Origin of the sequence: Colwellia sp. PAMC 21821, from assembly GCF_002077175.1 — a bacterium.
Classification (GTDB): domain Bacteria; phylum Pseudomonadota; class Gammaproteobacteria; order Enterobacterales; family Alteromonadaceae; genus Cognaticolwellia.
In genome coordinates this window covers 3,760,134-3,785,422 of the sequence record NZ_CP014943.1, presented here as the reverse complement: position 1 = coordinate 3,785,422, position 25,289 = coordinate 3,760,134, and the positions used below count along the sequence as shown (strand labels likewise).

Annotated in this window: 25 protein-coding genes; 16 read left to right on the top strand and 9 right to left on the bottom strand. The window is 37.9% G+C overall.

From position 1 onward, the window contains the following. Positions 1-222 precede the first annotated feature (222 nt). From A3Q33_RS16055 to A3Q33_RS16040, 4 genes are all read left to right on the top strand, one after another. Positions 223-531 (top strand): PepSY domain-containing protein, encoded by a 309-nt coding sequence (locus tag A3Q33_RS16055; protein WP_081180819.1) that lies wholly within the window; start codon positions 223-225, stop codon positions 529-531. Between the two features lie 6 nt (positions 532-537). Further along, the gene (locus A3Q33_RS16050) at positions 538-1,227 is read left to right on the top strand and encodes a response regulator transcription factor (protein ID WP_081180818.1); all 690 of its coding nucleotides are present in this window, start codon (positions 538-540) and stop codon (positions 1,225-1,227) included. Positions 1,228-1,363: 136 nt separating this feature from the next. After that, the gene (locus A3Q33_RS16045) at positions 1,364-2,680 is read left to right on the top strand and encodes an ATP-binding protein (RefSeq protein ID WP_081182689.1); all 1,317 of its coding nucleotides are present in this window, start codon (positions 1,364-1,366) and stop codon (positions 2,678-2,680) included. A 135-nt stretch (positions 2,681-2,815) separates the two neighbouring features. Beyond that, positions 2,816-4,282, top strand: coding sequence for a DUF3300 domain-containing protein (locus tag A3Q33_RS16040; RefSeq protein ID WP_081180817.1), 1,467 nt, complete (start codon positions 2,816-2,818; stop codon positions 4,280-4,282). A gap of 111 nt (positions 4,283-4,393) precedes the next feature. On the opposite strand, the gene A3Q33_RS16035 is transcribed toward A3Q33_RS16040, so the two are convergent. Then, a complete protein-coding gene (locus A3Q33_RS16035; RefSeq protein WP_081180816.1) occupies positions 4,394-4,750 on the bottom strand; it encodes a DUF3192 domain-containing protein in 357 nt (118 codons plus the stop codon). Positions 4,751-4,922: 172 nt separating this feature from the next. Here A3Q33_RS16035 and A3Q33_RS16030 point away from each other — a divergent pair, with 172 nt between their 5' ends. Continuing rightward, positions 4,923-5,249, top strand: coding sequence for a hypothetical protein (locus tag A3Q33_RS16030; RefSeq protein ID WP_081180815.1), 327 nt, complete (start codon positions 4,923-4,925; stop codon positions 5,247-5,249). A 74-nt stretch (positions 5,250-5,323) separates the two neighbouring features. Here the strand turns inward: A3Q33_RS16030 and syd are convergent, their stop codons facing one another. Further along, positions 5,324-5,905 (bottom strand): SecY-interacting protein, encoded by a 582-nt coding sequence (gene syd, locus A3Q33_RS16025; protein ID WP_081180814.1) that lies wholly within the window; start codon positions 5,903-5,905, stop codon positions 5,324-5,326. Between the two features lie 72 nt (positions 5,906-5,977). Here syd and queF point away from each other — a divergent pair, with 72 nt between their 5' ends. The 10 genes from queF (at position 5,978) to A3Q33_RS15975 (ending at position 16,696) form a co-directional block, all read left to right on the top strand. After that, a complete protein-coding gene (queF, locus tag A3Q33_RS16020) occupies positions 5,978-6,829 on the top strand; it encodes an NADPH-dependent 7-cyano-7-deazaguanine reductase QueF (protein WP_081180813.1) in 852 nt (283 codons plus the stop codon). Between the two features lie 184 nt (positions 6,830-7,013). Then, a complete protein-coding gene (locus A3Q33_RS16015) occupies positions 7,014-8,648 on the top strand; it encodes a GGDEF domain-containing protein (protein WP_081180812.1) in 1,635 nt (544 codons plus the stop codon). 21 nt (positions 8,649-8,669) lie between these two features. After that, a complete protein-coding gene (gene ppnN, locus A3Q33_RS16010; RefSeq protein ID WP_081180811.1) occupies positions 8,670-10,010 on the top strand; it encodes a nucleotide 5'-monophosphate nucleosidase PpnN in 1,341 nt (446 codons plus the stop codon). Positions 10,011-10,015: 5 nt separating this feature from the next. After that, entirely contained in the window at positions 10,016-10,837 is an 822-nt protein-coding gene (gene xni, locus A3Q33_RS16005; RefSeq protein WP_081180810.1) for a flap endonuclease Xni, read from the top strand. Between the two features lie 139 nt (positions 10,838-10,976). After that, entirely contained in the window at positions 10,977-11,354 is a 378-nt protein-coding gene (locus tag A3Q33_RS16000; protein ID WP_081180809.1) for a DUF3192 domain-containing protein, read from the top strand. A 386-nt stretch (positions 11,355-11,740) separates the two neighbouring features. Further along, the gene (locus A3Q33_RS15995; protein ID WP_081177983.1) at positions 11,741-12,052 is read left to right on the top strand and encodes a hypothetical protein; all 312 of its coding nucleotides are present in this window, start codon (positions 11,741-11,743) and stop codon (positions 12,050-12,052) included. Next, a complete protein-coding gene (gene tnpB, locus A3Q33_RS15990; protein WP_081177981.1) occupies positions 12,049-12,399 on the top strand; it encodes an IS66 family insertion sequence element accessory protein TnpB in 351 nt (116 codons plus the stop codon). Before A3Q33_RS15995 ends, tnpB begins: the two co-directional genes overlap by 4 nt. 86 nt (positions 12,400-12,485) lie before the next feature. Further along, a complete protein-coding gene (gene tnpC / locus A3Q33_RS15985) occupies positions 12,486-14,000 on the top strand; it encodes an IS66 family transposase (protein ID WP_081177979.1) in 1,515 nt (504 codons plus the stop codon). A gap of 413 nt (positions 14,001-14,413) precedes the next feature. Then, positions 14,414-15,421, top strand: a complete 1,008-nt coding sequence (locus A3Q33_RS15980) for an isocitrate dehydrogenase (RefSeq protein WP_081180808.1) — start codon at positions 14,414-14,416, stop codon at positions 15,419-15,421. Between the two features lie 444 nt (positions 15,422-15,865). Next, positions 15,866-16,696: a hypothetical protein gene (locus A3Q33_RS15975; RefSeq protein ID WP_081180807.1), complete on the top strand. Its 831-nt coding sequence runs from the start codon at positions 15,866-15,868 to the stop codon at positions 16,694-16,696. A 195-nt stretch (positions 16,697-16,891) separates the two neighbouring features. Here A3Q33_RS15975 and rlmM read toward each other — a convergent pair whose 3' ends face one another. From rlmM to A3Q33_RS15955, 4 genes are read right to left on the bottom strand one after another with little or no spacing between them, the layout of a single operon-like run. Next, positions 16,892-17,977 carry a 23S rRNA (cytidine(2498)-2'-O)-methyltransferase RlmM gene (gene rlmM, locus A3Q33_RS15970; protein WP_081180806.1) on the bottom strand — a complete coding sequence of 362 codons (1,086 nt, stop codon included), beginning with the start codon at positions 17,975-17,977 and terminating at the stop codon, positions 16,892-16,894. A gap of 5 nt (positions 17,978-17,982) precedes the next feature. Continuing rightward, positions 17,983-18,384 (bottom strand): DUF423 domain-containing protein, encoded by a 402-nt coding sequence (locus A3Q33_RS15965; RefSeq protein ID WP_081180805.1) that lies wholly within the window; start codon positions 18,382-18,384, stop codon positions 17,983-17,985. Continuing rightward, positions 18,362-19,063 carry an alpha/beta family hydrolase gene (locus tag A3Q33_RS15960; RefSeq protein ID WP_081180804.1) on the bottom strand — a complete coding sequence of 234 codons (702 nt, stop codon included), beginning with the start codon at positions 19,061-19,063 and terminating at the stop codon, positions 18,362-18,364. Before A3Q33_RS15960 ends, A3Q33_RS15965 begins: the two co-directional genes overlap by 23 nt. After that, positions 19,060-19,977: a transcriptional regulator GcvA gene (locus A3Q33_RS15955; RefSeq protein ID WP_081180803.1), complete on the bottom strand. Its 918-nt coding sequence runs from the start codon at positions 19,975-19,977 to the stop codon at positions 19,060-19,062. The genes A3Q33_RS15960 and A3Q33_RS15955 overlap by 4 nt, the downstream gene beginning before the upstream one ends. Positions 19,978-20,260: 283 nt before the next feature. Between A3Q33_RS15955 and A3Q33_RS15945 the strand changes: the two genes are divergently transcribed. Next, positions 20,261-20,527, top strand: coding sequence for a hypothetical protein (locus tag A3Q33_RS15945; protein ID WP_081180801.1), 267 nt, complete (start codon positions 20,261-20,263; stop codon positions 20,525-20,527). Between the two features lie 128 nt (positions 20,528-20,655). Here A3Q33_RS15945 and A3Q33_RS15940 read toward each other — a convergent pair whose 3' ends face one another. From A3Q33_RS15940 to A3Q33_RS15930, 3 genes are all read right to left on the bottom strand, one after another. Further along, entirely contained in the window at positions 20,656-21,309 is a 654-nt protein-coding gene (locus A3Q33_RS15940; protein WP_081180800.1) for a thiopurine S-methyltransferase, read from the bottom strand. Positions 21,310-21,351: 42 nt separating this feature from the next. Then, positions 21,352-22,401: a protease SohB gene (sohB, locus tag A3Q33_RS15935; RefSeq protein ID WP_081180799.1), complete on the bottom strand. Its 1,050-nt coding sequence runs from the start codon at positions 22,399-22,401 to the stop codon at positions 21,352-21,354. 198 nt (positions 22,402-22,599) lie between these two features. Then, positions 22,600-25,023, bottom strand: coding sequence for a VolA/Pla-1 family phospholipase (locus A3Q33_RS15930; protein ID WP_081180798.1), 2,424 nt, complete (start codon positions 25,021-25,023; stop codon positions 22,600-22,602). Positions 25,024-25,289 lie beyond the last annotated feature (266 nt).

Genomic DNA, 25,289 nt, shown 5'->3' with positions numbered 1-25,289 from the left:
TCTCTGCGATGTTAACATTTTAGCTATCAGCTAGAGCACAAGCCTATCAAAAGTTCATCAACTGACGGCTGATATCTTAAAGGCCTACGATATGGAAATTAAACAATGAATATAATATGTTCATAAAGCATTCAGCTTGGCTATTTTAAAATAACGGTTACTTGGATTACAGCAATCATTATTTTACACTGTCTAATAAGGTAATTTTAAGAAGGTACTTAAATGAAAAAACAATTATTTATTCTAAGCGTAATAGCTTTATTAATAGCAGCCCCAGTGTTTGCTAAAATTGAAGCTGCACCCAATAGTATGATGATTGTAAAGGCTAAATATGGTCAAGCGAGTGACAATAAATCAATCACTGCTCAACAAGCTGCCCGAATAGTTAAAAACAAATTTGGCGGTAAGGTATTAAAGGTTAACAATAGTGGTTCTAAAAAAAATCCAAGCTACCGAGTGAAACTACTTAAAGACAATGGCCATGTAATTTCAGTCAGTGTTGACGCCCAATCGGGCCGTATATCAGGATAATAATCAATGAGAATATTACTTGTCGAAGACGATAAAAATCTGCAAGCACACGTTAAAGAACATTTAATGGCCGCTAAATATAGTGTTGATGTTGCAGGTGATGGTGAGTCTGGGTTATTTCAAGGTCAAGAGTTTCCTTACGATGCCGCAATTATTGACTTAGGTCTACCAAAGCTTGACGGCGTAAGCGTTATTAAATCGTTACGTGAACAAGGTTTTACATTCCCCATATTAATATTAACGGCCCGAGGTAGTTGGCAAGATAAAGTTTCAGGATTAGATGCTGGTGCTGATGACTATTTAACGAAACCTTTTCATATTGAAGAGCTACTCGCAAGATTAAATGCATTAATTCGACGCAGTGCTGGACAAGCAAGCCCGTTGATCGAAAATGGTCCGTTTACGATTAACACCTCAAGTATGCAAGTTAGCGTTGATGAAAAAACCATTTCTTTGAGTAGTTATGAATACAAACTATTTGAATACTTGATGCACCACTTAGGTGAAGTAAAGTCTAAAGCTCAGCTTACTGAACATATTTATGATCAAGACTTCGACTTGGACTCAAACGTTATTGAAGTTTTTATTCGACGATTAAGAAAGAAACTTGATCCCGAAAATAAATATCAGTTTATTGAGACTTTACGAGGTCAAGGCTACTTATTAAAAGACTTATCTAGCTTTAATTTAGGCTGATTTAACTAAAGAAGTAAGTCATTAATTTAAAGCTTATAAAATATATAAAACTTATAAAAGGCAATCTTAGTTGTTTAATTCGCTGAAAAAATCCTTGAACTCATTAAAAACAAGAGTGCTATTTAGTGCTTTACTGATGATTTTTATCTTATTACCTATCGTCGGGTTAATCATCAGTAATGCCTATGAAAAACATATGGTGGCGAGTTTAAAAAATGAACTTTCAGCTTATTCCTACTCTATTTTAGCTATTATTGAAGTTGAAAATAACACGCTTGTTATGCCTGAACAGCTATTGGAGACTCAATTTAATGTCAGTCAATCTGGCTTATATGCAGTTCTAACAACTAGCTCAACCACAATACAAAACTACTCAGCGCCAAACCCCGCGACTGAATCAATCAAGCTTTGGAGCTCTCAATCATTACTAGCACCATGGCAAACAACAACTTTTCGACAACCTAGCTTAGGAGAAAGTGCTTTTTATCAAGCTGAGATTGATGCCCAGGCACATTATATCTACAGCTTAAGTGTCAGTTATGGCAGTGAAGAACAACCTTTTCCCATGACATTGCATATTATAAAACAGCAAAACGACTTAACTCACATGATGGCAGAGTTTCACCGCCAACTTATGCTAGGGTTAGCGGGTTTAATGCTGGTGCTTTTGTTGATTCAATATCTGTGGTCAATATGGACTTTAAAGCCTTTAAAGAATTTAAGCACCGAACTTAGCGATGTTGAACAGGGTAAAAGCGAACGACTTACGGGGACTTATCCAACTGAGTTAAATCAAGTAACAGAGCAGTTGAACTTGTTACTAAATGCTGAACAAAAACAGCGTCAGCGCTATCGTAATGCACTTTCTGATCTTGCTCATAGCCTAAAAACTCCGTTAGCGGTTATGCAAACTCAAAAAGAGTTATCGGTACTGACCCAAGAGCAACTCAGTATTATTAATGTGATTATTGAGCATCAGCTTCGTAAAGCACAAAGTGCTGGACAATCATCATGGTATTTAGGCACTGCAGTCGCTCCAATAGCGAATAAATTACTTAATAGTTTAACTAAAATATATCGAGACAAAGAACTACTATTCACTGTCAACATTCCGCCTGAATGCAACTTTAAAGGCGATGAATCCGATCTATTAGAAATACTGGGTAACTTGTTAGACAACGCCTGTAAAGCGGCAAAAAAACAAGTTCACCTGGAAATTAAGCTTAGTGCAAATAGCATGACTATTATTATTCAAGATGACGGTGTTGGCATAGACCCAACACTTAGAGAAGAGATATTACAACGCGGAACTCGAGCAGATACCTATCAACATGGTCATGGCATTGGCTTGGCAATTGTGCGAGATTTGGTTAAAAGTTACCAAGGCAGTATGCACATCGAATCGTCAAAGCAACTAAAAGGCGCAAAATTTACGCTTAACTTTCCTTTATAAACATGTTTGTTCAGCTAACGTTCAGTTTACAGCTGTTAATATTGCAAGCATAACTTAAAAAGTCACCTGCACAATTCTGCATTTATTGTTTTACAAAGGCGACGTTTTAATCATCCGGTTTTAAGGAGAGATAACATGCTAAACGTTAATTTTAAAAGGTCACTCAGTCACTTACTTTTTTCTCTATCAAGTGCACTAGTGCTATCCACACCAGGCTTTAGCGCAGAAAACTCTAGTAAAACTTACTATGGTCCAAATAGTGATTCAACCTTATCAGAACAAACAATCACTAGTGATTTTACACATGCTGAGCTTGAGCAAATGCTGGCCCCCATTGCATTATACCCAGACACGTTACTGACCCATATCCTTATTGCGACAACATACCCAATTGAAGTTGTTGACGCTGAACGATGGTTAAGTAAAAACAGTCAACTAAGCGCACAGGCACTTGCCGACGCTGCAGATGATAAAGATTGGGATGCCAGCGTTAAAGCCCTTCTACCGTTTCCAAACGTACTGAAGAAATTAAGCGATGATTTGCATTGGATGCGTAATTTAGGTGATGCTTTTTTGCAAGATGAGGCACAAGTGCTTGCCAGTGTGCAAATCTTGCGTCAACAAGCAGATCAAGCAGGAAACCTTAAAAACATGAACAACGTTAACGTTGTTCGTGAAACGAAAACAATCATTATTGAATCAAGACAACCCGATATAATTTATGTGCCCTACTATGATACCCGAGTAGTTTATGGAGATTGGCGTTGGTCGCATTACCCACCAATTTTTTGGCAGCAACCTGTGCACTATGCTTCGCATCATGGCCCTTACTATTGGCATAACCCTGTACACCTAACCGTTGGGCTATTTTTTGGAGCTGTACATTGGAGTAATCGTCATGTTGTTGTTCAACATCACAAATCTCGATATTACAAAAAACATAGCAAGAAGAAAGTTTCAACCAGTTACCAGTCTACACGCTGGCAGCATAATCCTCGCCACAGAAAGGGGGTAGCTTATCGTACATCGAGCACTCAGAAAAAATATCGCAGTCACACGCCTAGTGCTGAACAACATAAAGCTTTACGTGCAAATCAAAAGCATTTTGTCAATAAAAATAAGCACAAAGCAAAACATGCGAGTAATAAATATAACAGCAAGAAAAGCCAAAATCTAAAACATAAATTGCAAGTCAATCGAGCCGTAAAAATTGACAAGCACAAGGTTGATAAGCACTCATTAACTAAACAGGAACCGTATAAAAATAAAAATTGGCGACAAGCTAAAGACAGTAAAAAAATTGATAATAATAAAATATACACTTCGTCAAAGCGTTACGAACAAAAGCATAAAGAGTTTAGAACTAGCGAAAAAAATGTCAGCCATAGGCAAAGTACTCAAGTGTTAACTAGCCGAAATAACAGTGAAAAAAGTTATTCAAAGCCAGTAAAAACACAGAATAGTACCGTGCAGAAGCGCCATAACTCAAACCGTTTTAAAAGCGAAAATAGCGTAAGAAAGCATTCGAACTCTAAAGTGACCAACAGACAACAAAGTAGCGGCAGTAGAACGCACCAAAGCCGCGCCAAACAGCATAACTAATGTCACGTGGCTTTATATTTACAATAAAATAACCTTAACGGCTTTAAAGCAATTAAAAAGGCGATATCAATTACTGATATCGCCTTTTTTTATTCAAAATATAAAAATTAGTTAACCGGCTTGCTCGATAGCAGTCAGGCTATTATTAACAAAAACTAGTTTTGTACATTCATCTTTAGTCGTTAAGCCATCTTTGTGCAGGCGGTGTGTTCGGTAATAAACAACATTAACGGTTTTACCATCTTGTAAATAAGTCTCGGTAAAATCGGCTACACCCATTTCACGAGAAACATCAGCAAAAGCTGTATTTAATTGAATACCCGCAATTTTCTTTCTATTTTTATATTCTCTGTCTTCAAAATCACCTGAAATCGAGTGACCATCTTCGCCGCCAACGGCAATAACACAGCCGGTTAAACCCAATGTTAACGGCGCAATAACGATTAGTGCTAATAACGTATTTTTCATTTTATTTTTCTCTTATCAAAAGTAATGGTTTTATACCAATGATTGCAAATGCCAAACCACTTTTATAACTTGTTGATTAAATTAAATATAAATAAAAAAACTAAAATCATAGCAAGACAACGTTGGTGTTTTTCGCTAAAATATTGTCTCTTTTACACTTGAGTTATAATTAATGACTATATTTGATGAAATTTCCATCATCGCCAACAAGCTCGCCAATGATGGTAAAGTTCCAAGTGTCGCGCTGATTAAAAGTCGCCTGAGCCAAACGGTCCCTTTGCCTAAAATTATTTCGTCTTTAAAGATCTGGCATCACGATCCAGAGTTTATAAGTGCTCCACAAAAAGACATTGCCACCAAAGCATCAACCGTTGTAAAACATAAGCCTGAAGAAATAAGCTTATTAATCGCAAATGCCCTAGCACCATTGCAGCAAGATATTATTGAATTAAAACAGCAGGTAAAACAGCTATTAGAAAGTCAATTGACTAAAAAATAAGCGCCTGATGAAAGTCTGTATACAAGCCATTTCATTCAAATAAATTAGTCTTATGATTGCCGGATTAAATCTCGCTAATCATTTTCGATACCTTTTGGTGGTATCCGTGGCGTAAGTTGGGAAATAAAATCACTAAGCGTATCTGCTATTTTTTTATGCGGATCACAACCCACTTTTTCAACCCAAACTGAACCAGCTTCATTGTCTAAGGATATGATATGGTCGTCGTCATCCGTGATGGCAAAAAATATGGTTAACTTTTGCTTTAATTTCGTTTTCATTAAAATATGCCCAATGATATTTTCTTGTAAACGAGAGAAATCTTTCGCGCTCCATGCAAATAACAATGACAAATCCCCTTCTGAGCAACTTGCGTCTAAGCTATCACTGTACATAGTGGTAAAATATTGTTTAATGTCATCATGAAGTTTTACTTCCAAGGCCTCTTCAACATTATCGAAAGTCAGCTTTTCATCCACTTTTATCGGCTGCCAAAGCGAAAATTCTTCTTTATGCACACCTTGCTCGCAAGGTGACGCCCAGTTTTCAACTATATGAGTAATAGGTAAATGTTCAAATCTATATTGGTATGCTTGTAAGTAATCTTGAGAAAAGTGCCACACGTGATCATGAAGAGAATAATTTGATATTTTCATCTAACGATTAATTCCTATAAAATGAATAAAATTTTATCAGCATTGTTACAACCAGAGAAGAAGTTACTCAAAATGAGCACTTATACAAACGCAAAGGCGTTAAGCAACTTAACGCTTGGAAAAGCAACAAACTATTGCAGTCAATATAACCCAGAATTGCTGCAAGCGGTACCAAGGAGCTTAAATAGAGACAGTTTAGGCTTAACACCTGATAACCTTCCTTTTATAGGAGAAGATGTTTGGTATGGCTATGAACTTTCATGGCTTAATGACAAGGGTAAGCCGGTTGTTGCCGTTGCTGAGTTTAGTTTTCCATGCACCAGTCCTAACATTGTTGAATCAAAGTCATTTAAGCTTTACTTAAATAGCTTTAATCAGAGCCAATTTCCTTCATGGCAAAGCGTAGAGTCTGCGTTAATAAAAGATTTATCAGCCACTGCAGGTGCTTCAGCTGAGGTAAAACTTTTCCCGGTTGATAACTGCCCTGCTCTTAGTTTATCTACCGATACAGCATTGTGCATAGATGAGCTAGATATCGAAATTAATCAATATGAATTAGCACCAGATATATTAAAAAATGCCTTAGAGCAACAAGGCGATAACGTAACAGAATATTTAGTTTGTCATTTATTAAAATCGAATTGCTTAATCACTAATCAACCTGACTGGGCGAGTGTTTATATAAAATATCAAGGTAAACAGATTTGTCATGAAACCTTGTTAAAATATTTAATTTCATTTCGTCAACATAATGAATTTCATGAACAATGTGTTGAGCGAATATTTTGTGATATCAAGCGCTTTTGTCATATTGAAAGCCTGACTGTTTTCGCCAGATACACACGAAGAGGTGGTTTAGATATTAATCCATTTCGCTCAACAACTGATATAAAAGCACCTAAACTAAGAACACTTAGGCAATAAAACACTATAACGAACAATTTTTAAACAAACGAGTGTTAGATATGCACTTCTGCTAGCTTTTTATACGGTTATGTTTATTATTAACATATACTAAAATACGGCTTTATCCTTGATGTTAAAGCTGTATTTCAAAAAGCACCAATAGTGCCTACTTTCATCGTGTCGTATTTAAGGGAAGATTTTTATGAGCGAAAATTCTGTTGCGGAAAAATCTATAAAAGATTTAAAGTCTCGGCTTAACTCCGCTATAAACGCTCGAAGTGAACTAGAAAACGAATTTAGTGCACAGTCAATTCTATTAACTGGTTTTATTGGTAAATTATCTCAAGCTTGTAAAGGTACTGATATATTACTTGATAATAAATTAGCTAATTTACGAACGACCCTAAAAACGTCTACCTGCTTCACTGATCTAGAAAAAGATATTAATACGGTATCTAAGCTACTAAGACAGCACTCTCTTAAAAACGATAAAAATAGAATTCAGATACATGAACAATTAAATCATTCGGGTACGGGTCTGCAAAAAGTTAAAAACTTCCCAATGCAGAGTCGCCGTCAACTACAAGCACTGATCACACAAGCTGAGGAAAGCCAATCTTCATTAGTTCAGTACATTCCGTTGATGAGCGAGTTCATAGCCTTCTATGAGAGCATTATTCATGAACAGATCAATTTACCCGCAGAACAATCACAGAATATTAAAAAACCTGTTGCGGTTAATAAAATCAATAACGTTGAAACTGAAGAAGTCCTCGATAAGAGTTCACTTATTGAACAAAGTGCTCCGAAGGAGTTACTGGGGCGTTTTAGCTCGATTTTAAATACGCTAGTTATTTCCAAAAAGCATAAAGCTGATATTTCCAAAATTAAATCTAGTTTGCACGGCCAAGTCACCAATCAAATATTAATGACAACATGCCTTAATGTTTTCGACTTTATGATTGAAGATTTAGAGCACGAACGTAGTCGAGCTAAAGTGTTTTTATCTACGCTGAGTGATACGCTGACCTCTGTGCAAGTCTCAGTATCCGCAACGATTTCTAGTTCATCAGAATGCAGCGAACAACATGCTAAAATTAATCAAGAATTAAGTGATAAAATAAAAGAAGTTAGCATGGGTATTAACGACGCAGGTTCGTTAACTGAAATGAAAGTCGATGTTAATGATAAAATTCAACAAATAGCGAAAACCCTACAAAATAAAGCAAAATTAGAAGATAAACAGCGTTCTACAATGCATGACAGGCTAAATAGTATGTCAGCACAAGTCGAAAAATTAGAGCAACAAAGTAAAATCTTTGAAAAGCGCATTCAAGAAGTTACAGCTAAAAGCTTCCAAGATGCCTTAACTAAATTGGCTAACAGAGCCTCATTTGACGAATACTTTGCAAAAGAACTTGTTCGGTTTCACCATAAACAATTTGATTTAGCGATCAGTGTCATTGATTTGGATGACTTTAAGCGTATCAATGACACCTTTGGTCATACTGCTGGTGATAAAACGTTACAAGTTATTGCAGAGACCTTAACAAAAGTAATGGGTAAAGATGTCTTCATTAGCCGCTATGGCGGAGAAGAGTTTGTCATCATTTTTAAAGACAACGATAAAATTACTGTGATGAACAAACTCAACATGTTACGCAAGAAGGTGGCAAGTTTACCATTCACCTTTAAAGGTACCCGAGTCAGTATTACCCTATCTATCGGCGTAACGTTAATTCAACGAGAAGACATTGTTCATTCTGCATTTGAACGTGCTGATACCGCGCTATATCGAGCAAAAAGTGAAGGCAAGAACAAAGTGATATATGGGTAAATAAACCGAGGAAGTTGAATTATGCACACTCAAGTAAACCCAGTAGGAAAAATGAACTTACTGTCTCAGGCAGAAGTTGATCACTTACAACAATCAGCAACAAGTGAACTCTATAATCTCTATCGTAATTGCTCTTTAGCCGTACTTAATGCTGGCAGTCATACCGATAATGCTGAGGATATTTATCAACAATTCCTCGACTTTCAAATTCAAGTATTACGTCGCGAACGTGGCGTGAAATTAGCTTTGGATAATCCGCCAAAACATGCCTTTGTTGACGGTGTTATTATAAAAGGTATACAAGAACACCTTTCTGCAGTGCTACGCGATATATTATTTATTGGTGATTGTTACAATTCAAATGCTGTTGACAGTACCACTAATGTTATTTTCGATATGCTGCGCAACGCTAACGCTATAATTCCTGACAGTTCACCCAATTTGATCACTTGCTGGGGTGGACACTCCATTAATAGTATTGAATATAAATATACCAAACAAGTAGGTTACCACCTTGGATTAAGGGGTTTTAATATTTGTACAGGTTGCGGACCTGGTGCGATGAAAGGACCTATGAAAGGTGCAACCTTTGGTCATGCTAAGCAGCGCAACGCTACTGGTCGCTATATAGGGTTAACTGAGCCAAGTATTATTGCCGCAGAGCCACCAAACCCTATCGTTAATGAATTGGTTATCATGCCTGACATCGAAAAACGCTTAGAGGCGTTTGTGCGTATGTCACACGGTATAATTATTTTCCCCGGTGGTGCCGGTACAGCAGAAGAGTTACTTTATATTTTAGGTATTATGCTACATCCTAAAAACCAATCACAAAAATTACCTATTATTTTAACTGGGCCAATTGAAAGCGCTGAATACTTCCAGCAAATTGACACGTTTATTGGCGCAACGCTTGGTGAGTCGGCACAGCAACTTTATAAAATTATTATTGACGACCCAGAACAAGTCGCAAAAACCTTGAAATCAACCACCAAAGATGTGGTTGCACACCGTAAACTTACTGGCGACTCATATCATTTTAATTGGTCATTGGTTATTGAAGCTGAATTTCAACAGCCATTTGAGCCAACCCATGAAAAAATAGCTTCATTAAACTTACATTACGACCAAAGCATAGCGTCTTTAGCGGCTAATTTACGCCGCGCATTCTCTGGCATTGTCGCAGGAAATGTCAAAGCCAGTGGTATAAAAGCGATTCGAGAAAATGGACCATTTGAAATCAGTGGCGATAGTAAAATAATGGCATTAATGGATACTTTATTGAATTCTTTCGTCCAACAACAAAGAATGAAGCTACCTGGCAGTAAATATGTTCCTTGTTATACTGTCATCGAAGGTTAAGCCTTATGACGGTTCACTTGGTATTAATTGATGCATTAAATTTGATCAGAAGAATTTATGCGGTTCAAGAACGGCCTTTTTTATTAAATAATGAATTGGCTGAAAATACCAAGCAACAAGTTCTGTTTAATACTGCCAAAGCCTGTGAACAAGCTTTGCAGAAAATAATAGAACAATTACAACCCAGCCATGCCCTAGCCGTTTTTGACTCTCAAGCGCCTTGTTGGCGCTATGATATTTTTCCTGATTATAAAAAAGGCCGTAAAAAAATGCCTGAGCATTTGGCTGATAAATTACCCGATATTCAGGACCGTTTTATGAAAAATTTCGTTGATTCTTTAATATCAGAAGCTGACGAAGCTGACGATTTAATTGCTACCTTAGCGATAAAAGTCGCCTTACGAGGACAAAATGTCACTATAGTATCTACAGATAAATGTTTTTTATCGCTACTTAACCCCAATATAAAGGTTTACGATTATTTTAACCGTCGCTATTTAGACGAGGAATATGTACTTAACAAGTTTAGTGTAAAGCCAGATAAATTAATGGACTTGTGGACATTAACCGGTGATAACACCAATAAAATACCTGGTGTAGCCGGAATCGGGCAAGTAACGGCTTCCAAATTATTAAATCAGTACGGCTCAATTAAAAGTATTCTTAGTGCTACGGATTTAAAAAGTAGCATCAGTGAAAAACTCTCACTACATGATGAGCAAATTGCATTAAGTCGTAAATTACTTACGTTAAAAATCGATATCCCTTTAGGCTTCAATTTAAAAGATATCAGACTACCTAATGAAAATGAACTTGCCAGCAGTTAACAATCTGGTAACATTACGCCCTATCACTATCATTTGTAATGTCGTCATTAAACGCACTAAAAAATAATAACTAAAAATAAGCTTTCTGTTATTACGAATGATAATAAAACCATCGATTAGCAAGGTTCAAGGAATAAAAGTGAATAAAAAAGTTATTGCTAGAATATTAGTCGCATTAATTGCATATGGCATATTTGTCGCATTAGTGGTTAATTTTTACGATGACAGCCCAGCAAAAATGCAATGGGAAGACCGAGAAGCCTATAATCGACAATTTATAGCGAAACTTGAACTGAAAAAATTTAACTTTAATAGTGCTATCGAGCAACTAGGTAGTCCTGATATTACTGAAGCTAAGTTAGTCAACGAAAGCAGTTACCAAGTAAGCTTTTACCGTACACAACACGTAAAGTCTGACGGTATAACAACGCAAGATGAATGTACCGCATTACTGTTTACTAACGGTATTTTAACGGCCATTGGTAAAACAGCTTACCAGCAATTTAAAGAGTTTTAATGTAGCGTTTATTCACGCTTACTAGCACTGATTAACTCATATGAGTGAAGTAATATTTAAAGCCACCGACTAGTTATGGTTAAGCGCTCTAAAGCCTATCGTTGATTTTGATTTTATCAATCCATTAATTATCATCTACTTTTAAATAGCACTAAAAACCAACGACTTCGCTATAAAATAAGATAAATAACAAATAGTCATAATTCCCTCACTCTCCTAAAAATAAAGTCATTTCACCTTAATTCCAGAATTGGTCCAGTTAACGTAATCATTAATCAGTTATATATCCATATTTGTCCCATAAATAGTGAGCGTCTGCCCAATAGCACATTATATTTAGTCGCTTTTCACCTTACAGTTGTTTCAATTTAATTTTGGAGTAACTTATGACACACAAAGTATTTAATGATTGCCAGTACCCCGTTGATAAAACAAACACCTTTGGTTTAGCTAAACCGCCATGTAATCGCTTGACTTACTTACATCAGGCATCCCTTTGTACGCACAGCGAAATGGACCTCACACAACGTGATGAAGGCAGCGTCATCCAAGGCCACATTATTTCCCTTCACACGATACAGCTGATAAATCAGCTCATGCAAAACATAAAACTCATCATGCCACTTGCTGATTTACCGCTACTTTGTAGTACATCACAGGCCATTATGGATAAGTTACTTAGCGGGTTATCCCAATGAAAATGTTTGTTGATGTGCCAGAGGTCTATCTTTATCGTAACGTCGTTGATTTTAGAAAATCTATCAATGGCTTAGTCATGATTGTTGAACAACAAATGCAAGTATCACCGCTAACCGGCAGCGTCTTTGTGTTTTGCAATAAAGGGCGAGATAAACTTAAGGTGTTGTATTGGGATAAAACCGGTTTTGCTTTGTGGTATAAACGGCTTGAAAAAGACAAGTTTAAATGGCCCAATAAACTTACTTCAACATCACTTGATTTATCTGAGCAGCAATTGCATTGGCTGTTTAACGGCTTTGATGTGCTGGGACATCAAGCTATTCGTTATGACACGGTTGCCTTATAACATGTGATCATAAGCAGCATTTATTGATCACGAAATAATCTTAATAAAGCCAACAAGTTAGTGTGATTTATTGATAAAATAAGTCCATGAATGATGACGCGCAATCCTTACCCAATAACATTGAACAGCTCAAAGCGATGCTGTTGGCTGAGCGTAAGCAATCAGCTAACCAGGCCGCGAGATTGCAGTTTCTGGAGGAGCAGTTCCGCCTTGCTCAACAGCAACGCTTTGGTGTGCGAAGTGAAGGTCATCCTGCACAAGGTGATTTGTTTAATGAAGTCGAAGTCGTCCTTGATGAGGTTTTAGCAACGGTTGAGTCAACCCCTGCAGTTGTTAAGAAAAAACCGGTGAGACAAAAGCTCCCTAAAACGCTTGAGCGTGAAATTATAATTCATGATTTAAGCGACACAGAAAAGACCTGTGACTGCTGTGGTGAGTCATTGCATCCTATGGGTGAATCGCGCAGTGAGAAGCTTGAGTTTATTCCGGCAAAAGTTAAAGTGATTGAGCATGTACGACTCAAATACAGTTGTCGAACATGTGAAAAAGAAGGTGTTAGCACGCACGTTAAAAGTGCACGTGTCCCTCTCAGCCCAATACCTAAAGGGTTTGCAACGCCGTCATTGTTAAGTCAAATCATCACCAGTAAATATCAATATGCATTGCCGCTTTATCGCCAAGAAAGCTTGTTTAAGCAATACGGTATTGCATTAAGCCGGCAGACGATGAGCGAGTGGATGATGAAATGCAGCGAACTATTTAAGCCGCTTTATGAACAGTTAAAGAAAACGCTCTTACAGCAATATGTTATTCAAGCGGATGAAACCACGCTTAACGTGATTAATGAAGATAAAGCTAAGTGCTATATGTGGCTCTACTGCACGGGCAGTGATACGCCTGTGCACAGTGATGTGCCTAATATTGTGCTTTTTGATTATCAATCTAGTCGTGCGGGGCAATGTCCGGTTGATTATCTCAATGGATATACGGGCTATTTGCAAGTGGATGGCTATGCGGGTTATGAAAAAACGCAAGCAACCCTCGCGGGGTGTTGGGCACACGCGCGTCGAAAATTTAAAGAAGCAGACATCGCACAACCAAAAGGAAAAACAGGTAAGGCGAATATGGCGCTGAGCCATATTCAAAAGCTGTATCGATTAGAAACACAAATAAAAGATAAAACGGCGCAGGAAAAGTATCAACAGCGCCAGGAAAAAGCTAAGCCTATACTCGTACAGTTTTATCAATGGTTAGAAAAAGCCAACGTGCCACCCAAAACAGCCTTAGGTAAGGCTATTCAATACTGTAAAAATCAACGCCATAAACTCAGTCGTTATATTGAAAATGGTGAGCTAAGTATCGACAATAACCGTGCAGAGCGTGCCGTGAAACCGTTTGTGATTGGTCGAAAAAACTGGTTATTCTCAAACACCGCGAATGGCGCAAACACCAGTGCGATGCTTTACTCGATGATAGAAACAGCAAAAGCGAATGATTTAGTCCCGTTTGATTATCTCATGCATTGCCTTGAGCAATTAACCAACTCAACACTCGACATTAACGCATTATTACCTTGGAACGTAAAACTTAATAAAGTGTAGAGAAAGTTTGTGGGGGAAAACAGAGGAAATCATCCATGATCAACACTCCCTGTTTTATTCGTCCTTGTAGTGGCTCCATGCCACCGCACTTCATCCTGAAGTATCCATAACCCAGCATCCTGCTTGGTGTTGTTGCCAACACCAACAATACTAGAAGAATATAAATATAATGCAAACCTGAGTACGATTTAAATTCAAGGTGTTCATTAGCCGACGCTCACCATAAATAAGACTAAAGTTTAATGTTAATACTTACTAACTGTTTCGATTAGTTGCTATAATTACAGGCATTAACACAGTTGAGTCGATATAAAAACTGCCATATCAATTATACCCGTTGGCAGTAGTCTTATATGTACTACTACACTCGATTCTCATCACTAAAAAAGTAATACTCAAAAGGTAATGTAACAATGGCAAAACAAATCATAACAGTGATACCAGGTGACGGTATTGGTCCAGATATTATAGATGCAACGATCCAAGTACTTGATAAAGCGGGCTGTAATTTTGAATATGAGTATGCTGACGCTGGCTTAACAGCATTAGAGAATCATGGCGATTTAGTACCAGAGTCTACCTTAGCGCTGATTGAAAAAAATAAAATAGCGCTTAAAGGCCCATTAACAACGCCAGTAGGTGATGGTTTTACTTCAATTAACGTGACATTACGTAAGCACTTTCAACTGTATGCAAATGTTCGTCCTGTATTGTCATTTAAAGGCACAAAAGCCCGTTACGAAAACATTGATATCATTACCATTCGTGAAAATACAGAAGGTATGTACTCAGGTCTTGGCCAAACCGTTTCAGAAGATGGCAATCATGCAGAAGCAATGAGCCTTGTAACCCGCGAAGGTGCGGAACGCATTGTTACTTTTGCTTACGAAACCGCTATAAAAGAAGGTCGTAAGAAAGTTACTGCTGTTCATAAAGCTAACATCCTAAAATCAACATCAGGTCTATTTCTTAAAGTGGCCCGTGAAGTCGCTGCACGTTATCCACAAATTGAATCAACAGAAATGATCGTAGATAACTGTTGTATGCAATTAGTAATGAACCCAGAGCAGTTCGATGTCATTGTTACTACTAACCTATTTGGCGATATATTATCAGATCTATGTGCTGGTTTAGTTGGTGGTCTAGGAATGGCACCTGGCGCTAACATTGGTAATGGCTGTGCAATATTTGAAGCTGTTCATGGTAGTGCACCCGACATTGCAGGTAAAAACTTGGCAAACCCAACGTCAGTTATTTTAGCCGCTATACAAATGCTAGAATATTTAGGCATGGCAGATAAAGCCGATAATATTCGTCGCGCTATCACTGAAGTTATCGAATCAGGCGATCGCACGACACGTGATTTAGGTGGTACACATGGTACTTCAGACTTCACACAAGCGGTATTAGAGCGTCTATAAAAACATTTAACTTCTAAATATCAAGCAGTTAAATCAATAAACCAAGCCTTGTTGCTTGGTTTTTTTATGCCTAAACTATACCTAAACTATACCTAAACATGAGTAAATCATGCCTAAATATGGGTAAATTAGTTTTCTGAGTATATTGCGTCTAGATGCTTCCCTAAAACATACAATAATCCAAATACAGTTAAAATGTGAATAAACTGAATTCGCATTTATTTAAACCGTCACTATACTATGTAAAGTTTTATAGACTGTTTGTTAAAAATAGTCCTATATAAACTGCAATATTAAACTGCTCCAAGGATGAAAGTAGTTATATTTTAAATAGTTATATCTAAAGACGTTATATTTAATGCTGTTAATTACTCGCTTTTGTATTTCAAGCGAAAACATCTTAGAGGAATCCACACAAACAGGTTAAAACAAAAGGACTTTGTTATGAATCAATTTCAATTAAAAATTTCAGCCATAATACTCACTTTTTTATTTGTGAGTAATAGTAATGCTTCACTCATAAATTATGACTTACTAACCCCAAACGCTTCACCACACATTAGCTACGTCAATCCATTTACAGATGCTTTTTCAAGTAATGCAGACGGCTTTCAAATTTATCAACGAAATATCGATTTGAATATACCTAACGCGTTGTTAGATAACAGTGGCATAGCAACCACTGATAGTTTAGGCGTTATTACTCGTACCAATACACAAGCATTTTTTGGCGTTGTGGATACCGTAAATCAAAACAATCCTAGCGATGATGCTGTAGCTACATGGCAAGTAGATATTAGCAACCTAACAGCAATAATGTTTTCAATTGATATGGCTGCCATGGGCGATTTTGAAACTAGTGATAAGTTCGAATGGCGCTATAGTATCGACAGCAATCCATTCTCGAGCCTTTTTCAAGGCGTAAGTGATGTAAACACTGTGCAAAGCTATCGCTTAGAAGATAATAGCTTAGAAACCCTTAACGATCCGATGACAGTAAACTCAATATTACTCAGCAATCAATTTACCGCATTTTCTTCGTCAATTTTAGACGCTGGAAACTTGTTAACAATTGAACTGAAAGCTAAAACCAATAGCGATAATGAAGCTATCGCATTTCAAAATGTATTCATTCAAGGCGTGTCTAATGCTGTAACGGTTAGTGAACCAAAGTCACTAACAATAATGACCTTCTCATTACTATTTTTTATGGTAAGCCAGCTAGTTTTTAGACAAAGAAATGGGCAGGATAATCGAATGCACTTTAAAGCTTAGAAAGCGATAACGATGGGTGATGATATTTAAAGAGTTCCAGACTTTTTATACCAATTTGATTAATTAAGTGTTCTATTTTTTCATTTTACCCCTTAAAAATGAGCAGCTAGTTAATCAACTTGGTACATAATAAAACGCCCCGAACTTTATAAAAATCCAGGGCGTTTATTCAGATTATTTTTACTAAAATATAGCTTAAATATCTGTAGGAGGAGGTGAAAGTAGTCTTGCATGAACCGTTATTTCTTCGCGGTCATAATATAAATGTTTAGCAAACAATTCGTACTTAACGTTGTGCAGAGAAAATGCATCTTTCATGGTTTGTAAATCGTCATTAACTTGCTGATAACGACCTTTCATTGGCAGTTTCAAGTTAAAAATTGCTTCTTCGCATAGCCCTTTTAATAACCACTCGCTCATCAGTTTTGCTACGCGCTGTGGCTTTTCAATCATGTCGCATACAAGCCAGTAAACGTTCTTCTTTTGCGGCACATATTTAAAGCCATCCATAGTGCGATGCTTTACTTGCCCTGTTTGCATTAATGACTCAGCCATTGGTCCATTATCAATTGACGTTACCATCATGCCACGACGCACTAACTGATAAGTCCAACCACCCGGTGCAGCGCCTAGATCAACAGCATTCATACCTGATGTTAAACGTTTATCCCATTCTTCTTTAGGAATAAAATATAAAAAAGCTTCATCGAGTTTCAATGTTGAACGACTTGGCGCAGCATTAGGAAATTTTAAACGTGGAATACCCATAACGTGCGGTGAAGTGTTTCGCGCCAGTGAAAAGCCAAATATAACTTCTTTGCCCGATAAAAATAACGCGTGTAAAACCGCACCATCTTTATTACCTTTCTCGGTGAGTATTTTTTCTTTTCTCAGTGCTTGTCGCAATGGAACCGCTAATTTCCGACAAAACTTCGACAATTCTTTTCCGTCGTTGGTGTCAGGTGTTTCCATGCGTAAATCAGCATATTGCCAATCGGTGCTTAGTGCTTCTAAAATAGCTTCAACACGATTGTAGTCCGGTAAGTCAATTTTTTCCGTTACAGTAACAAACCATTGGCGAGCAAAAATAAGTCGACGTAATGGAATTTTTTCCATTAAGGCCTCGCCCTCTTCCGGCTTATTTAAATGAAAATAAACCACACCCTGGTTTTTACTTAGCTCTAAATAGCCATAAACTTCATTCCATGAGGCCTTTTCTTGAATTTCTGCGCCACATTCTTTTTCAAATCCGGGGCGACAATATAAAACTATTGCAGTCATTACGATTAATTACCTAACTTTTGATCAAACATTTTAGTACCTGCAAATCCAACCAATAGCCATGCAAGTGCAAATGACAGGCCGCCTGAGGGCGCCAACTTCCCAATACTCAACACATCGAATAAAGTTTTGATATACAAACTACCACTAAAAAATACGATGCCAAGGGCAAACAAGATGCCTGCTATCAATAACATAGCTTTGGAATGAAGCCTATATAAGATAATGGTTAGCATAAGCGCTAACGTATGAAAAAATTGATACGTTAATGCTGTCATTAGTCGTTCTTGTGACGCCAAAGGTAGAGATTGTCCACCGTGGGCTAACCAAGCGCCGAATAATACAGAAAAACAACCACTGATACCAACAAATATCATCAGTAGTTTAGCAACAGTTATTAATTTCATCGATAAAACGCCTCATTGTATTCACCGCAGTACTTTGATGTTGTTTTAAGTTATAGCCAGATTTTACCCGTGGCTTTAAATCATGATCACCATCATTAAAAAAATGTAACTGGCAGTAGGTAGATACTTCATATTCATTTATTTCTATTTCACTGCCGAGTGCATCTCTTTGACCTTGAAGTATCAACACCGGCAGCTGAGTTTCTTGCAGAGGCACTAAACGCAGTTTCTCTGGTTTTTTTACCGGATGAAACGGGTAACCTAAACAAATAACACCACGAATTAGATGAGCTTTCATCAAGTCTTTATCTCCAGCCAATATGGCAGCTACTCTTCCCCCCATAGACTTCCCAGCAATATATATCGGTAGTGTCGTCGTTATATTGGCAAGGATTGACTGATAGCAAGCAACTAACGCGGGCATTCTATCAGGCGGCCTCCTTTTACCGTCAAGTTTTCGCTTATCCATGAATGGAAAGTTAAAGCGCAAGACGTTCAATTGTTGAGCATTCATCAACTGAACAAGTTCCTCTATGTATTGATGATGCATATCTGCACCAGCACCATGAGCAAATATGACTAATGCTTTCGCATCTTCTGCGACAGTTAGTTCGCTGCTAATATTTATCTCGTTATTTGCTGTTAACTCATTAGTTTCAATAGATTTGTTGTTGCTCACACTACCTGCCCTTCATCAATAATTGTTTGCTCGTCAGCCACAGTTTGTAATACCCATTCTCGAAACGCAGCTATTTTACCTAATTCAAGTTGCTGCTCTCGACAAACAATGTAGTAAGAGTTTTTGCTGATTAAAACGTCTTTGAATGGACAAACCAATCGACCACTATCAATGTCAGGTTTAGCTAATACACTATGGGCGAGCGCTACGCCTTGTCCATGAATAGCTGCTTGTAACACCATAGCAGAGTGACTAAAAATTGGCCCATGATTGACATTCCCTCCCCTGACGTCAACATGCTTAAACCATCTTTTCCAGTCTCTTCTTGATGTATCATGCAACAGCGTATGATTTGCTAAGTCTTCAATTTTATCTAAGGGCTTATTACCTGCTAATAATAGCGGAGAACAAACGGGGATCAAATATTCGGTATGTAACTGCTCTGCATGAATGCCTTTCCAGCGACCTCTACCATAATATATGGCTAAATCTACATCTTCAGTAAGCGAATTTTCAGGTTGATCTACCGCTTTAATACGCACATCAATATCTGGGTGTAATAAGCTGAAGGTGTTTAACCTAGGCACTAGCCACTGAATGGCGAAGCTGGGTTGCAAGCTTACCGTTATAGCGCCTTTTTCACCGCGAGCTAACAGTCTTTCGGTAGCATCATGCAACGCATTAAAAACATCTTTAATATCGAGATAGTATGACTGACCTTCTTCTGTCAGTAACAAAGATCTATTTTTACGCATAAATAATTTTATGCCTAAATTATCTTCCAAAGCTTTTATTTGATGACTGATGGCAGCTTGAGTGACGAATAACTCTTCAGCTGCCCGCGTAAAACTCAACTGCCTTGCCGATGCTTCAAAAGCCCTTAAAGCATTAAGTGGCGGGAGTCTATTAGCCAAAATACACCTATTAAGTCATGTTGCTGATGAATGGATTTATGAATAACCCATCAAATTATCGACATAATTATGTCGGATTAGTTTTTCTAATGAATGACATTATAATTAGTCATTTTAAAATTTACCAGTATTACCGTAGTATACCCACCATAGATGAAGGACTTCATCTTTACCCCGAAATAATCGGTAATAATCAAACAGGCTCCCAACCCTTGTTTGCAATTGAAAAGAAAGAGTCCCAAAACATCTATAAATACTATTGACGTTTTATTACAGGTGACTTATGAAAAACATTATTAAATTATCAACCATCGCTATGCTCGCTTTAATGGCAAATAGCAGCCACGCTACTCAGTTAGTTAAAACCCAAGCAATCAACGCTGTTGAGCTTATTGAAACAACTAAACTGCATTTAGCACAATCAATTAAATTAAATACGATAGCGTTTAACCCTATCGAAAAAACGGCTCGCGCTCAAGTTACAATGAACCGTGTACACACAAATAAAAGCATAGAAAACATCAACAAGAGTATATCACTTGCTGAGTAAGCAAGAATACTGGCAATAAAAAAGGTGCTCGATGGCACCTTTTTTGTTATTAACAACTTCCAACTACCTTCACCAGTTAATCACCAGCCAACCTGCACATTAACTGCGCTCATACCTCAAACAAACATTTAATTCTCGAGTGAAATGATATAAAGCTTTTCAAGCAAGTAATCGACCTCAAATGTCCGCTGCGCAAATTGCTTATCTTTAATCTCATTCTTCGCAATGTATTCAATGTTATAACCTGAAAACAGGCTTTTCACATCAGTTTCAGTAACGGCAAATGGTGGACCATTCAACTGCTCTTTTGGAAACTCTACTGTCACTAAAAACAACCGCGTTTGCGCCGAGAAAAACGTTTTTAAGTGCTCAACATATTGCTGTTGCATAGACGCTGGTAGCGCAATTAACGCTGCACGATCATATATCCAATCTATGCTGTCAACTGCCTTTGAAGAAAGCTGGAAAAAGTCACCTTGAAGTAATGAAAGCTGTGGGCAAGAATATTGCTCGAATGCACCTAAAGTCTGCTTTTGGTACTCAATGTTATTTTCAAGAAAGAAGTCTTTACAGGCAATGTCACTTAATTCACTGCCTGTAACTTGCATAAACCTTGCTAAATACGCCATATCAAGCGTTTTACCGCATAACGGCACGAATACATGCCGGTCTGAGGGCAGTGTCAATTGTTCAAAGTATTGAGATAACAAAGGGTGCACGTCACGCTGGTGGAATCCCAGTGTGTTGCGCTCCCAACATTTATGCCAAAAACTGTTATCCATTGCTATTACGTCACCTGCATTTACTTAATATGGATAAAGCGCTTAACCTGGAAAAATCCGGTTATTTTGCCAAACCTTACTGATGATAGCATCAAACGATAAAGACGCCGCTTTTGAAAACTTTTCAGCTAAGCCTTTTTTCGTTGCATACTTAATTTGTACTATTTTATGAGATTTACAACGCGCTTGCAGATAATCGTCACTGGTTTCTAATTCATCAACAAGCCCTAAATCCTTAGCTTGTGTGCCAAACCAGTGCTCACCAGTTGCTACTTTAGCAATATCTAGACTTGGACGATGTTCACTGACAAAGTTCTTAAATAACACATGAGTTTCTTCAAGTTCTTCAACAAACTTCTCACGACCTTTCTCCGTGTTTTCACCAAACATAGTCACAGTGCGTTTAAACTCACCGGCAGTGAACTGTTCAAAGTCGACATCGTTTTTCTTTAATAACTTATGAAAATTTGGCACTTGAGCAATAACACCAATAGAACCAATAATGGCAAACGGTGCCGACACTATTTTATTAGCGACACAGGCCATCATGTAGCCGCCACTTGCTGCTACTTTATCAACAGATGCGGTTAATGGAATATTTTTTTGACGAACACGATCAAGTTGCGACGCTGCTAAGCCATAGCCATGTACCATGCCGCCGCCACTTTCTAAGCGCACAAAAACTTCATCAGTTGGCTGAGCTACAGTTAATATTGCGCTAATTTCTTCGCGTAACGAACCAACTTCTTTCGCATCAATACTGCCATTAAAATCTACAACAAATAAACGCGGTGTAACGGTTTTTTCTTCACTTTCGTCTTTACTGGCTTTCTTCGCTATTTTTGCTTGCTCTTTTTCAGCTTTTTTATCTTTTTTCTCTTTTTCTTTTAACTCTTCTTTAGATAATAAATGATGAGTAATATCTTCCTCTACTTCAGTATATTGCTCTGACAAGTCCGTGATTTCTAACTCACCTTTTTTACCGCCTTGTTTCATTGCTGACGACGCGATGGCAATAATAATAGCAATTACGGCTATAACAAATGTGATGGCTTTTGCTAAAAACAAGCCGTATTCATACAAAAATTCCAATGTTTCTCTCCTAACTGGTAAGTTAACTTAGGTTAACTTTACTGTTATGTATTAATTTTAAAGATTATTCTATCTAACAATATGGGGGAAATAGTTAATAAATAAAGGTTAACGATTAAATTATTCGAAAAAGTTAACCGTAAAAATCAGCACAAATAAAAAAGCCCTCAAAAGAGGGCTTTTAGACTTAAGCTAAGCTTAGTCTTGTTTTACAACAGCAGCATCCGTTATTGTAATCAATTGTCCCATACTCGCGAAGAATGTTGCGACTTGCGTTTGCATTTCTTGCGTTGCTCGTGCGCTTAATTCAGCATCTTGAGAAGCACCTGCAGCATCTGGGCGAGGGTCAAGTATTGAACTATGATGACCATGAATAAACCTTACCGCACCTGAGCCTGAAGTTGTTTCGCTAACGCCTTGCAGTCCAAGGAAAGCAATTGCAGGTTCAGTACCCCCCATAGGCGTAAACGGCGCTCTATTAGTTACCGTTTGGTCTGGTAAGTTATCACCACCATTACCTACTACTTCTATTAAGTGCGTTGGTGTTTCAGTCGCAGCTAATGTTTGAACATAAGCAATAGGATCTCCAGAATCTGTCACGGTTTGCGCTGCAAAAGTAAATTGTGCAAAACCACCATCCAATGTTGCTTTTTGCTCAGCAGTTAAACTGTTATAAAATACAAAATAGAAATCACTCAATTCGCTTTGGCTATAATTAGCAGGTAAAGTTGCATCAACCGCCGCTTTGAACTCGGGTGATAACTGCAAGGTAAGATTCGATTTAGCTAAACCTTCAAATGCAGGAGAATCAATACCGAAGTTAGCTAGCATTAGTCCTGGCATAGCTAAAGACGTACTGGCAATCTTAAACAAGCCATCGATTTGCGGATTTAACTCAGTATTAGCTAAACCTACGGTATTCATGCCGTAGATGCCGCCTAATGAATGACCTAAAAGATGCACTTTCGAGCTATCTATTTTGATCGGATTCCCTTCAACATGTGCACCGCCTAAAAAGTTCATGCCTAGACGTAAACCTAATAAATCAGCTGTACTTTGACGGGTATTATCACGCATGGTTAACATGCTGCCCAAGTTTACATAATGTAATGTCGATACAGTACTGGTATTAATATCGTCAACATCATCACCGTTTAAATCAAAACCACGACTACCATGTAGAGGCTGATCAATCGCAATAGTGGCGATGCCAAATACTGATAGTATGCCTGTAATCGGTAACATTTGTTCTTTAGTCGATGTAATACCATGCACTAACATGGCTACTGGCCAGCCATTTTCAGGCTCTTCTAGCGCTGGTAATCCCATGTTAGCACGCACAGGGTTAGCCCAAGCTAAATCTGGCGTAGTCATTTGTACGTCAATGGGCAACATTGCACTTGTTGCTGGAATTGGGTTGAACTTAGTTAAGTTACGTTCAGTATCAATCGCCATTACTGAGCTTAAATCACGTAAGCCAAAGTTCATACAAAAGCCATCATTTGCATCTAACGGTCCTGCAGGAATTGCCGCTGGGTTTGCAGCTGCTAAACCAGCAAGTGTTGCACCTGAATCACAACGTGCACGCCACCAATCATTAACCGGTGCTAATGGGTTTTCTGCAGAAGGCACACCAGAATAGTAAGGCAGTGTTATTGAACCACGAATATAGTTAGCCGCAGAATAAAATGGTATTAGGTTAGCGGGAATCAAACCCGTTAGAACTGTAGCCACTGAGATACCGGTATCTTGAACACCAATGGCAGGATTACCTGACTGTGCATTAGCGACCATTTGCGGTACGCCCGCTGCCATCAATGACTTAACGGTGCTTAATACTCGTGTTGTAGACTGAGTCGTCATCGCTGCACTATAAATAATAGTGTCGCTGTCAACACCCGCAGCAACAAGTGCAGCTTCGTAGCTGTTAATAGCGGCTTGTAGGCCTAATTGTGACTCATTACCTAACGGTAAGGTGTTAATATCTTGGCGTGCTAATTCATAAGTACTAGAACCTGCGATAGCTTTACCATTATTATCACGAAGATTATTGCTCATCATCATAATGTAAGTGGTTTCAGCTTTTAGCGGTTGCATCGGTATCACAGCAACACTAATGCCATCGGCAGACATTTGCGTGACGAAATCTTGTCCAAATGTTAGTTCTCCAACAATTTTACAAGCAAGTCCACGTGTCACAGCTGTACAATCACTGTCGTTAGCATTTCCGCCCATAACGGCTTCAAAAATTCTTACTGACGCAGGATCAGAAACACTGCTGCCATCTAAGGAAGTACCAGCTGGGAATTCAATACCCAGTGAAAAAGGTTGGGAAATAGACCAACCGTCAAGGGCACTGATAGCAACAAAAGGATCTGAGCCATCAGTTGGGTCGTCAACAGGTATTTCTAAAGTGCCGTCAACAGTGCCTGAGAAAATTAAATCATTCGGAATTGAAAGTCCTGCAGCACCCGCTGCTGGATCGAATTTAACGCGAGCTGTTGCCGTAACAGCTGAGCCGTTTTCAACAACTTCTTTTTCAACATCTTGTATAGTTTCGTCGCCACAAGCACTTAACCCTAAGGTACTGGCTATTGCGAGACTGAGTACTAGCTTTTTCATTTTATCTCCCCACGGTCTAGTCTTTATTTTTATAAACTTAGTTATTTTCCAAGCATATATTTATTATTCTTAATTATCGTTGATTTTTATACTTATCCTAAGATTAGCATCAACTTGTTCGACCAGTTAAACTTAACTCAAGAATAGATCAAGTGCTAGTGATTTTTTGATTTATTCACAGTTTTGTTCTGCAAATGGAGAATTCTAACGAAAAACACTCGTCAGCATAGTGGTGAAAGTAGTAGAATTATTAACAAACTTTTTCA